Source organism: Phenylobacterium sp. (assembly GCF_024508875.1).
In the GTDB taxonomy this organism is placed as follows: domain Bacteria; phylum Pseudomonadota; class Alphaproteobacteria; order Caulobacterales; family Caulobacteraceae; genus Phenylobacterium.
On the sequence record NZ_JANINU010000042.1, the window covers coordinates 1 to 10,990 of the forward strand.

At 68.9% G+C, this 10,990-nt stretch carries 13 protein-coding genes; 1 reads left to right on the plus strand and 12 read right to left on the minus strand.

All coding sequences use genetic code 11. The features are described 5' to 3' along the window. Positions 1-149: 149 nt before the first annotated feature. Positions 150-1,415 carry an amidohydrolase family protein gene (locus Q0L11_RS04660; RefSeq protein WP_296595711.1) on the plus strand — a complete coding sequence of 422 codons (1,266 nt, stop codon included), beginning with the start codon at positions 150-152 and terminating at the stop codon, positions 1,413-1,415. Here Q0L11_RS04660 and Q0L11_RS04665 read toward each other — a convergent pair. From Q0L11_RS04665 to Q0L11_RS04720, 12 genes are all read right to left on the minus strand, one after another. Beyond that, positions 1,412-2,167 (minus strand): Crp/Fnr family transcriptional regulator, encoded by a 756-nt coding sequence (locus Q0L11_RS04665; protein ID WP_296595713.1) that lies wholly within the window; start codon positions 2,165-2,167, stop codon positions 1,412-1,414. The genes Q0L11_RS04660 and Q0L11_RS04665 overlap by 4 nt on opposite strands. Before the next feature lie 80 nt (positions 2,168-2,247). Beyond that, on the minus strand, positions 2,248-3,390 hold the full coding sequence (locus Q0L11_RS04670; RefSeq protein WP_296595714.1) for an acyl-CoA dehydrogenase family protein: 1,143 nt from the start codon (positions 3,388-3,390) through the stop codon (positions 2,248-2,250). A gap of 50 nt (positions 3,391-3,440) precedes the next feature. Then, positions 3,441-4,007: a ribosome biogenesis GTP-binding protein YihA/YsxC gene (gene yihA, locus Q0L11_RS04675; protein ID WP_296595724.1), complete on the minus strand. Its 567-nt coding sequence runs from the start codon at positions 4,005-4,007 to the stop codon at positions 3,441-3,443. A gap of 95 nt (positions 4,008-4,102) precedes the next feature. Then, positions 4,103-5,893: a membrane protein insertase YidC gene (yidC, locus tag Q0L11_RS04680; protein WP_296595715.1), complete on the minus strand. Its 1,791-nt coding sequence runs from the start codon at positions 5,891-5,893 to the stop codon at positions 4,103-4,105. A gap of 45 nt (positions 5,894-5,938) precedes the next feature. Beyond that, positions 5,939-6,307, minus strand: coding sequence for a ribonuclease P protein component (gene rnpA, locus Q0L11_RS04685; RefSeq protein WP_296595716.1), 369 nt, complete (start codon positions 6,305-6,307; stop codon positions 5,939-5,941). Positions 6,308-6,333: 26 nt separating this feature from the next. Beyond that, the gene (gene rpmH / locus Q0L11_RS04690; RefSeq protein ID WP_068877158.1) at positions 6,334-6,468 is read right to left on the minus strand and encodes a 50S ribosomal protein L34; all 135 of its coding nucleotides are present in this window, start codon (positions 6,466-6,468) and stop codon (positions 6,334-6,336) included. Between the two features lie 78 nt (positions 6,469-6,546). After that, complete coding sequence (gene map / locus Q0L11_RS04695) at positions 6,547-7,299, minus strand: type I methionyl aminopeptidase (protein WP_296595717.1); 753 nt, start codon at positions 7,297-7,299, stop codon at positions 6,547-6,549. A gap of 6 nt (positions 7,300-7,305) precedes the next feature. Continuing rightward, positions 7,306-7,632 carry a 1-deoxy-D-xylulose-5-phosphate synthase gene (locus Q0L11_RS04700; protein WP_296595718.1) on the minus strand — a complete coding sequence of 109 codons (327 nt, stop codon included), beginning with the start codon at positions 7,630-7,632 and terminating at the stop codon, positions 7,306-7,308. 2 nt (positions 7,633-7,634) lie between these two features. Then, on the minus strand, positions 7,635-8,615 hold the full coding sequence (locus tag Q0L11_RS04705; RefSeq protein WP_296595719.1) for an NADPH:quinone oxidoreductase family protein: 981 nt from the start codon (positions 8,613-8,615) through the stop codon (positions 7,635-7,637). Further along, entirely contained in the window at positions 8,612-9,655 is a 1,044-nt protein-coding gene (locus tag Q0L11_RS04710; protein ID WP_296595721.1) for an alpha/beta hydrolase, read from the minus strand. Before Q0L11_RS04710 ends, Q0L11_RS04705 begins: the two co-directional genes overlap by 4 nt. Next, entirely contained in the window at positions 9,655-10,278 is a 624-nt protein-coding gene (locus tag Q0L11_RS04715; RefSeq protein WP_296595722.1) for a TetR/AcrR family transcriptional regulator, read from the minus strand. The genes Q0L11_RS04710 and Q0L11_RS04715 overlap by 1 nt, the downstream gene beginning before the upstream one ends. A gap of 164 nt (positions 10,279-10,442) precedes the next feature. Continuing rightward, positions 10,443-10,990, minus strand: a 548-nt coding sequence (locus Q0L11_RS04720; protein WP_296595723.1) for a methyl-accepting chemotaxis protein, incomplete at its 5' end; no start/stop codon positions are given.

Consider the following 10,990-nt stretch of genomic DNA (forward strand, 5'->3'; position numbering starts at 1 on the left):
GTCTTCGCCGTCGCCCAGCCCTGCTCTTCCACGTCCTGGCTCAATGCACCGTCCTTCGAAACTTGCGGGGGTCCGATAGCGGACGAGGGCGCCCCTGTCATCCGCCGAAGCCCGTGATAGTCAAAGCGTCACAATCGGAGGAGTTCGGGATGCGCGTGGTTCTGGGGGCGGCGCTGGCCGCGGCGATGCTGACGGGTGGAGCGCAGGCGAAGACGGTGGCGGTGACCGCCGACCGCCTGCTGGACACCAAGACCGGCAAGTACGTGGAAAAGCCGCTGGTGATCATCGAGGACGGCCGCGTCGTCTCGGTCGGCAGGGCGGGCGACGCCGTGCCGGCCGGCGCCGAACAGGTGTCGCTGCCCGGCGTGACCCTGCTGCCGGGCCTGATCGACATGCACGTCCACCTGACCAGCGCGGGCAAGTACGGCGGCTATCGCCCCTATGAGTTCACCGACAGCTTCTGGACCGCCGTCGGCGTGGCCAACGCCAAGACCACGCTGGAGGCGGGCTTCACGACCGTGCGCAATGTCGGTACGGCCTTCTACGCCGACGTCGGCATCCGCGAGGCGATCGACGAGGGTTGGATCGTGGGGCCCCGGATCATGGCCTCGGGCTATGCGCTGGGCGCCACCGGCGGGCACTGCGACGAGACCTTCTTCCCGCCGTCGATGGATGAGAAGAGCCCCGCGCTCGTCGACAGCCCGGACGAGGGCCGAAAGCAGGTGCGAACCCAGCGCAAATACGGCGCCCGCTCGATCAAGATCTGCGCGACCGGCGGCGTCTTCTCCCGCGGCGACGAACCCGGCGCCCAGCAGCTCACCTACGAGGAGATGAAGGCGATCGCCGACGAGGCGCACATGGCGGGCATGAAGGTGGCCGCCCACGCCCACGGCGCGCCGGGCATCAAGGACGCCATCCGCGCCGGCATCGACACCATCGAGCACGTCAGCCTGATCGACGACGAGGGCGTCAAGCTGGCGGTCCAGAGGGGGACCTGGCTGGGCTTCGACATCTACAACACCGACTACACCCAGGCGGAGGGCAAGAAGAACGGCGAGCTGGAGGACAACCTGCGCAAGGACCGGGAGATCGGCGGCATCCAGCGCGAGAACTACCGCAAGGCGCTGAAGGCCGGGGCGCGGATGATCTATTCCACCGACGCCGGCGTGTATCCTCACGGGCTGAACGCCAAGCAGTTCGCGGTGATGGTGCGCTTCGGCGCCACGCCGCTGCAGGCGATCCAGTCGGCCACCGTCAACGCCGCCGAAGCGCTGGGCTGGGACAAGGACGTGGGCCAGGTGGGCAAGGGCTTCTGGGGCGACCTCGTCGGCGTCTCGGGCGACCCGCTCAGCGACGTCACGGTCCTGGAGAAGCCGGTGTTCGTGATGAAGGGCGGCGAGGTGGTGAAGCGCTAATCCGCCACCTCGGGCAGCAGCCGGACGAAGTGGGCCTCGACCGCCGCGTGGCACTCGCAGGCGGCGCGTTCGAGCGCGGGTCGGTCCAGGACCTCGATCCGGCCGCGGTGAGTGCGGATCAGACCGCGGTCCTGCAGCACGCCGGTGACAGCGGTCACGGTGGTGCGCTGGACGCCCAGCATCTCCGCCAGCGCCTCCTGGGTCAGGTGGATCATCGTGTCGCCGGCCCGGTCGTGGGCGGCGAGCAGCCAACGGCAGCAGCGCTCCTCCGTGCGGTGCAGGGCGTTGCAGGCCACCGACTGCATCATCTGGGCGAGCAGGGCGTCGGCGTAGCGCGAGAAGAGGTCGCCGAACCGGGCCGAGCCGGTCTTCGCCGCCTCCAGATGGCTGGTGGGGATGGCCAGAGCCTGTCCGGCGATCTGCACCACGGCGCGGCCGTAGGCGGGCTTGTGGCCCTCGCTGACGATGCCGCCGACGGCGCCTTCCCGGCCGATCGTGGCCGCCTCCACCTCACGGCCGTCGCGCGTGGCGATAAGGAGGGAGACCATGGTCCGGTGGCACGGGAAGTAGGTGGTGACCACGTCATCGCCCGGCTCGAACAGCACCCGGCCGCGTGGCAGGTCCACGAGTTCCAGGTGCGGCTCGAGGATCGCGAAGTCGCGGGGCGACAGCGCGGTGAGCAGGCGGTTGGCCCGACGGACGATCGTGCGCGTCCCGTCCCGGCGTTCGAGCGCGATGGCGGTCTTTTCCATGTCGGCGGCATCCCGAGGTGTCACACCTCAGGAACGCCGCACGGCCGCGCTTGTTGCGTCAGGTTGGTGACAAAGCGCAGCTATAGGGTGCGCGCCACCACTTCCTTCATGATCTCGCTGGTGCCGCCGTAGATCCGCTGCACGCGGGCGTCGCGCCAGAGGCGGGCGATCGGATACTCGTTCATGTAGCCGGCGCCGCCGTGCAATTGGAGCGCAGCGTCGCAGATCTCCCACTGCAGCTCGGTGTGGAACAGCTTCGCCGCCGAAGCCTCGGCGGCCGTGAGCTTGCCTTCGAGGTGTCGGGCGATGGCCCAGTCCAGGTGAGCCCAGCCGGCCTGCAGTTTGGCCTTCAGGCCGGCCAGGGTGAAGCGGGTGTTCTGGAAGTCGAAGACGGTCTGGCCGAACGCCTTGCGCTCCTTGGTGAACTTCACTCCTTCGTCGAAGGCGCGCTGGGCGGCGCCTTGGGCCTGCACCGCGATGCCCAGGCGCTCCTGCGGCAGCTGGTTCATCAGGTAGGCGAACCCCTTGCCCTCTTCGCCCAGGCAGTTGGTGATCGGCACGCGCACGTCCTCGAAGAACAGCTCCGAGGTGTCGGCGGAATGCTGCCCGATCTTGTCGAGGTTGCGGCCGCGCTTGAAGCCTTCGCGTGTCGCTTCCACAAGGATCAGCGAGATGCCCTTCGAGCGGGCGTTCGGGTCCGTCTTGGCGACCACGATCACCAGATCGGCGCTCTGGCCGTTGGTGATGTAGATCTTCGAGCCGTTCACGACGTACTCGTTGCCCTCGCGGCGGGCGGTGGTGCGCACGCCCTGCAGGTCGGAGCCGGCGCCCGGCTCGGTCATGGCGATCGCGGTGATCGCCTCGCCCGAGACCATCTTGGGCAGCCACTGCTGCTTCTGCTCTTCCGAGCCGTAGTTGATCAGGTAGTCGGCGACGATGTCGGACTGCAGCGTGATCCCCGACGAGGAGCCTGCGTAGAACAGCTCTTCCGAGATCACCACGTTGTAGCGGAAGTCGAGCCCCAGGCCGCCGTATTCGGCCGGCACGCCGGGGCAGAGGATGCCCGCCTCGCCGCAGGCCAGCCAGAAGTCGCGCCCGATGATGCCGTCCTCTTCCCAGCGGTCGAGGTTGGGCCACAGCGCGCGGTCGTAGAACTTGCGCACCTGGTCGCGGAATAGGTTCAGCTCTTCGTCGAAGACGGGGCGGGTGGCGGTGTCGATCATGGCGGATCCCTGGATTCCGCCGCCAGTTAGCCGGGTGACGCTGGGGACGGCTAGACCGCGCAGGCCTCCAGGATCTCGGCGCGCAGTTCGGGGATGCCGGTCCCCTTCTCGGCCGAGGTGGCGATCACGCGCGGGAAGGCGGCAGGCCGCCTGGCGATCTTTCGGACCGTCTCGGCCGTCACCTGAGCGACGTCGCGCGGCTTCAGCTTGTCGGCCTTGGTCAGCACGATCTGGTAGCTGACGGCGGCGAGGTCGAAGGCCTCCATGGCCTCCAGGTCCACATCCTTGAGCCCATGCCGGCTGTCGATTAGCAGGTAGGCCCGCTTGAGGTTCGGGCGCCCCCGCAGGTAGGCCCGGCCCAGGTTCTGGAACTTGTTCTTCTCGCCGCGGCCCACCTTGGCGAAGCCGTAGCCGGGCAGGTCGACGAGGCGCAGGGTCTCGTCGGCGATGAAGAAATTGAGCTCGCGCGTGCGGCCCGGCGCGGTGGAGGCGCGCGCCAGGTGCAGGCGCCCCGTCACGGCGTTGATCAGCGAGGATTTGCCCACGTTGGAGCGGCCGGCGAACGCCACCTCGGGCAGGTCGGCGGGCGGCAGGCCGTCCATCGCCACCGCGCCCATCAGGAAGCGGACGGGATGGGCAAAGAAGACCCGAGCCCGCTCCAGCGCCTCGGCGTCGAAGGGGGCGTCGGCCGCAGGCGCTTTCGGCCCCTCGCTCACCCGACCGCCTTGCCCTGTCCGGTCAGGCGGCCGATCAGGCGGTCGATGGGGTTGTCCACCTTGAAACGGCGCATGATCACGTACTGCTGGATGGCCGTCAGGATGTTCGACCACGTGTAGTAGACCAGCAGGCCGATGGCGAACTGGGCCATGATGAAGGTGAACAGGATCGGCATGAGCTGGAAGATCCGCTGCTGCATCGGATCGGGCGCCGGCGGGCTCATCGAGGTGGTGAGCCAGGTGGTGAAGCCGTAGAGGATCGGCAGGATGCCGATGTGCAGGCTGGTTCCCAGGAGCGTGCCGATGAACGGCGCGCTGGCCGGATCCCACGGTATAGCGCCGAACAGGTTCCAGATGGTGGTGGGATCGCGCGCCGACAGGTCCTTGATGTAGCCGACGAACGGCGCGTGCCGCATGTCGATCTCGAGCTGCAGCGTCTTGAACAGCGCGAAGAAGACCGGGATCTGCAGGAAGATGGGTAGGCAGCCGGCCAGCGGGTTGACCTTCTCGCGCTGATAGAGCGCGAGCAGCTCCTGCTGCTGCTTGGCCGGGTCGTCGGCGTACTTCTTGCGCAGCTCCTCCATCGCGGGCTGCACCTTCTTCATCTTGGTCATCGACTCGTACTGCTTGTTCGCAAGCGGGAAGAAGACGAGGCGGACGACGACGGTAAGGATCAGGATGGCGACGCCGAAGTTGCCGACATGGCCGTAGAGGAAGGCCAGGAACTGGAAGATCGGCCGGGTGATGAACCACAGCATGCCCCAGTCGATGGCCTCGTCCAGGTGCGCGACGCCCAGCTTGTCCTGGTAGTCCTTCAGCACCGGGTTCTGCTTGGCGCCGGCGAAGATGCGGGTGGTGTGGGTGATCTGGCGCCCGGCGCCGATCGACTTGGCCTGGCCGACGAAATTGGCGTCGAGCAGGTTCACGCCCGGGGTTTTGGTCAGGCGGTACTGGCCCTGGATCTGCTCGTTCTGGGCCGGGATCACCGCGGTCAGCCAGTAGTGGTCGGACATGCCGATCCAGCCGCCGGTGGCGGTGTAGGTGGGGCTGGTGCCGTCCTTCTGCCACTTGGCGTACTTGATCGGGCGGCGCTTCTCGAGCCAGCCCATGCCGCCCTCGTGCACCACGCCGCTCTTGCCGAGCGTCGCCGGCACGCCCTGGCGCTGCACCGAGCCGTAGGGCGCCAGCGTCACCGGCTGGCCCGCGGTGTTGGCCACGGTGTCGGTGACCGTGAACATGTACTTGTCATCGACGGCGACGACGCGGGTGAAGGTCAGGCCCTGACCGTTCGTGTAGGTGAGGGTCACTGGCTGGCCCGGAGCCAGGACCGAGCCCTGGCTGAGGGTCCACATTGTGTTCGGGCCAGGCAGGCCGGGGATGTTGGCGCCGACCCAGCCGACTTCGGCGAACTGGGCGAATTGGGCGCCTTCCGGACGCAGCAGCTCGACGGGCGGCGAATTCTTGTCCAGCGTCTCGCGGTACTTCACGAGGTAGAGGTCGTCGACGCGGCCGCCCTTCAGCGACAGCGAGCCCTTCAGCGACGGCGTCGTGATCGGCACGCGGGGGCTGGCCGTGATGGCCGCCTGACGCGTCACGGCGACGGGGACCTGCGGCGCGAGCGGACCGGCCGCGCCGGTCGTGCTGGTGGCCGCGGGCGGCGCCTGGCGCGCGCGTTCGGCCGCGAGCCGCTTCTGCTGCGGCTCCATGACGAACACCTGGTAGACCAGGAGCAGGAGGGCCGCGCACACGAAGAAGATGATCGTGTTGCGGGTGTTGTCGTCTCTCATGAGCGGGGACGCAGGTTTCCGTCGAGGAGGAAGGGGCGGGGCCGTCTAGACTTGGGGGGCCGCGCGTTCGGCCGCGAGCCTTAACAGCGCGCTTTTCACATCGTCAAGCAAACGGGCCCAGGGGCGCTTCAGCACGCCTCCGCGGGCGATGATCACATAGTCGACGCCGGGAACGGCGAATTCGGGAAGGACGGCGCGGGCGGCCTCGCGCATCCGGCGCTTGGCGCGATTGCGCTCGACGGCGCCGCCGATGCGCTTGGTGGCGGTGAAGCCCACGCGGATCAGCGCGCTCTCGTCGGCGCGCGGCCGGGCCTGAACGACGACGGCCCCCTTCGCGCACGAGGGGGCCTGCGCGCAGGCGAGAAACTCGCTGCGCTTCGTCAGTTTTTGGATGAGCGGGGCGGCGTCCGTCATACGGACACCTCGCGGCTAGCCCGAGGCTAGGCGCTCAGGCGCTTGCGGCCCTTGGCGCGGCGGCGCGCCAGGATCTTCTGGCCGTTCTTCGTGGACATGCGAAGACGGAAGCCGTGACGGCGCGCGCGCACGAGGCGAGACGGTTGGAAAGTGCGCTTCACGACGAAAGCTCCGGGGTCGAAATTCGAGGCGCGGTGGATAGTGGAAGGGCGGCAGGCTGTCAACCACCTGCCGGCCGCCTAGTCCGCCAGCGTCAGCACCATCGCGCCGTTCCGCGTGGCGACCAGGGTGTGCTCGTACTGCACGGTGGGCTCGCCGCCGGGCGGGCTGAGTGTCCAGCCGTCGTTGTTGGAGTCTTCGACCCAGTCGGCGCCCAGCGACAGGAAGGGCTCCAGGGTGAACACCAGGCCCTCGGTGATCCGGCGTCGGTCGCGCGGCTCGTGCCAGGTGGGGATCTCCGTCGGCTCCTCGTGCAGCGAGGCGCCGACGCCGTGGCTGGCGAGGTTGCGGACCAGGCTGTAGCCGTTCTTCCGCGCGAAAGCCTCGATCTGCCGCCCAGGCTCGTTCAGCGCCGCGCCGGGGCGCACCGCGCGGATGCCGGTCCACAGCGCGCGGCGGCCGTCGCGGCACAGGCGCTCGACCCGCTTGCTTGCCGGCGGCACGGCGAAGGATGCGCCCGTGTCGCCGAAGAACCCGTCCAACTCGGCCGAGACGTCGATGTTGACGAGGTCTCCGGCCTTCACCTGCCGATCGTCGGGAATGCCGTGCGCCACGTCCGGCCCCACCGAGATGCAGGTGGCGCCGGGGAAATTATACGTCAGCTCGGGCGCCGAGCGTGCACCGGCCTCCTCCAGCATCTTCCGGCCGATCTGGTCCAACTCTCGGGTGGTGATTCCGGGCTCCAGCGCCTCGCCCATCGCCTTCAGCGTCCGCGCCACCAGCCGGCCCGCCGCCTTCAGCTTTTCCAGTTCTTCTTCGCTGCCGATGGTCATCGACGGTCAGGCCTTGATGAGGGCGGCCATGCCGCGAATCTGCGTCCAATACTCGTCCGCCACATCGTCATCCACCTCAACCGGCACGGAGCTGGCTGGATAGAGGCGGTCGGCGCCATCCTTTCGAGGCCCCGATATCCAGTAGTGATCGCCGGTCTCTACGTCAAAGTAGTTGGCCTTGAAGCCGCGGCCGCCCAGCTTTTGGAAGTTGCGGCCACGATAGGTCACGGACTGGCCCGTTTTGGAGAATGTCACGCGCCCGATCCGGGCAGCCCCGTTCAGGCTCGCGGACTTGTCTTCGATATACATGATGCGGGTGCGTGGTTTGCCCATGATCAAAGATCCGGCCGAATGATCGTCTTCCCGACCACCTTGCGCTGGGCCAGCGTCTCGTAGGCCTCTCGCCAGTCGTCGAGCGCGTACTCGTGGTCGACGCGGGGCTTCACGAGGCCGTCCTCGGCCAGCTTCCAGATGGCGGCGTTGTTCTCGCGGCCCTTTTCGGGGAACTGACGGCCGTATTCGCCGGCGCGCACGCCCATGACCGAGAAGCCCTTGATGAGGGCGATATTGACCGGGAGCGTCGGCAGTCGGCCCGAGGTGAAGCCGATGGAGAGGATGCGGCCGCCGAAGGCGATGCAGCGGATGCTCTCGTCGAAGACGTCGCCGCCAACGGGGTCGTAGATCACGTCCGCGCCGCGGCCGCCGGTGATCTCCTTGACCCGTTCGCGGAAGCCGCCGGTGACATTGACCGTGGCGTCCACGTCGTATTCGCGGGCGATGACCGCCAGCTTCTCGTCCGAGGCCGAGGCGGCGATCACCTTGCAGCCCAGCACCTTCGCGTAGTCGACGGCGGCCAGGCCCACGCCGCCGGCCGCGCCGTGGACCAGCACCCACTCGCCGGGCTGCGCGTCTGCGCACCGCTTCAGCGCCACGTACGCCGTTAGGTAGGCGACCGGATAGCCCGCCGCCTGGGCGAAGGAGAGGCCCTTGGGCTTCCGCTGCAATTGCGCGGCTGGGAAGACGGCATACTCCGCGAAGACACCCCGCCCGCCGGAGCAGACCTCGTCCCCGGGCCTGAAGGCGGTGACGCCCTCGCCAACGGCGTCGACCTCGCCGGCCATCTCCATGCCGCCGATGAAGGGCAGGGGCGGCTTGTGCTGGTGCTCGCCGCGGGTCTGCATGAGGTCGGGGAAGTTCACAGCAGCCGCGCGGATCTTTACGCGCACCTCGCCGGGGCCGGGCTGCGGCGTCGGGATCTCCTTCACATGGACGCCGGCGTAGTCCGGCAGGAGTTCCTCGACGACGAGCGCTCTCATGTCTGGGCCGTTTCCTCGTAGAGGCCTCGCACCAGGGCGGCGATCTCGCGGCAGGCGGCGTCGGCCGCCGGGATCGCGCCGGTGAAGGCCGTGAAGGCGTGTGAGAGGCTGTCGTAGCAACGGTACCGCACCGTCACGCCAGCCTTGTCCAGCGCCTTGGCGTACGCCTCGCCCTGGTCGACCAGGGGGTCGAAGCCGGCGGTGGCGATCACGGCCGGGGCCAGGCCGGCGAGGTCGACCTCGCGCAGCGGGGAGAGCCGTACCGCCGCCGGGTCGTCGTCCGGGCCCAGATAGTGGCCCATGAACCACTCCATCATCGCGCGGTTCAGCGGGAAGGCGTCGGCGTAGGTGGTCATGGATTGCGACTGCGAGGCCACGTCGGTGCAGGGATAGATGAGCAACTGGAGCCTGGGCTGCGGCTCGCCGGTCCGCTTCAGCTCCTGGCAGATGATGGCGGCGAAGTTGCCTCCCATGGAGTCGCCGCCGATGGCGACGCCGCTCGCGCCGTACGAGGTCCCATGGTCCCGCGCCCAGCGGTAGGCGGCGAGAACGTCCTCCAGCCCCGCCGGGAAGCGATGCTCGGGCGCCAGGCGGTAGTCGACCGAAAGGACCGGCGCGCGCGTGATCCGCGCCAACAGGCTGCAGAAGCAGTGGTTGGTGTCGAGCGTGCCGATGACGCCGCCGCCCATGTGGGCCCATACCATCAGCGGCGCCGACGGGTTTTGGTCCTGCGGGCGGTAGAGACGGGCGGCGATGTCCCCGGCCGCGCCGGGCACGCTCAGCGGCTCCCAGCGGACGCCAGGCTCCAGCTCCCCGGCCAGAGCGCCCAAGGCCGCCGTCTCGCCGCGCCGGGCCTCATCGGGCGCGAGCGTCTCCATGGCCGGGCCCTTGCGGGCCTGGGCGGCCAGGAACTGCAGGCGTGGGTCGAGGGTGCGGCCGCCCTTGTAGACCGCGCCGCCGCCCGACATGAGGCGCAGCAAGGGCGCCGGCAGCGACAGAAGGGTGCGGACGATCAGGCGCTGCGCGGCGGCAGACGCCATCAGCACTTGGCTCCCGGAAGGCCCTTCAGGCCGTGCAGGATCATCTCGGACGCGAAGTCGGCGGCGGCGCCCACGTCGATGGGGCGGCGCATCAGCATCTTGTCGCAGACCTCGCGCGCGATGCCGATGCAGGCGGCCGCCATGTATTCGGGATCGGAGATCGGCCCGCGGCCCTCGTTGATCGCGTTCTCGATGGCGTCCTTCACTTCGGCGAACACGGCGGCCATTTCCGGCGTCTCGCCGTGGACGTGGGGCTGCATCTCGCCGGCCGGGCGGCGGGCGGCCCAACTGATGTGCTCATCGGCCATGAACTCGAAATAGGCGCGGATGGCGTCGCGCACGAAGGTGTCGAGCGCGCCGCCCTTGCCACGGAGCGCTTTCAGGATCGGGGCGAAGCGGCGCGCGCCGTCGTCGGCGAGGGCGGCGAAGACCTCCTCCTTCGAGCGGTAGTAATTGTAGAAGGTGCCGGCCGCGAGGCCCGTGCGGCGGATGATGTCCCGGACCGTCGCGCCTTCGTAGCCCAGTTCCCCGAAGACCTCGCGCGCGGCATCCAGGATCGCCTGGCGGTTCTGGACCTTCGTCTGTTCCCGCTTGCCGGCGGGAAGATAGGCAACCTGCGACATCCGAACCCCAAACGCCCCCGAAACTTGACGGGTGTCATACTAAGGTCGCTTCGCCGCAGCGCAAACGGAAAGGGCCGACGCACGTATGGTCCCGTGCGCCGGCCCTCGTTACCAAGGCGCGTATGGTCCCACGCCCGGGTGCTGTTCGACCTCCTCGGGGAGGCCTAGAACTCCGTCCAGTCGTCGTCCGGCGCCGCTTCGGCCGCGGTCTCGACGACCGGGGCCAGCGCCGTGGCGCCCGCCGTGGCGAAGGTGGCGCGGGCCGAGACCCGCGGCGCCGACGAGGCTTCTGCCTGGGACGCGCTGACCTTGAAGCGCGACACGAGGCCGAAGAGTTCTTCGGTCTGGTCGGCCAGCATGCGGCTGGCCGCGGTGGTCTCTTCCACCATGGCCGCGTTCTGCTGGGTCACCTGGTCCATCTGGTTCACCGCGGTGTTCACCTCGGCGATGCCGGTGGCCTCCTCCTTGGCGGACATGGCGATCTCGCTGACCAGCTTCGAGACCTCGTCCACGTGGGTGATGATGCGGTGCAGCGCCTGGCCGGTCTCGCCGACCAGGTTGACGCCTTCGGCGACCTGGGCCGTCGAGGTCGAGATCAGGCTCTTGATCTGCTTGGCCGATTCCGCGGAGCGCTGGGCCAGGGCCCGGACTTCCGAAGCGACGACCGCGAAGCCCTTGCCGGCGTCGCCGGCGCGGGCCGCTTCCACCCCGG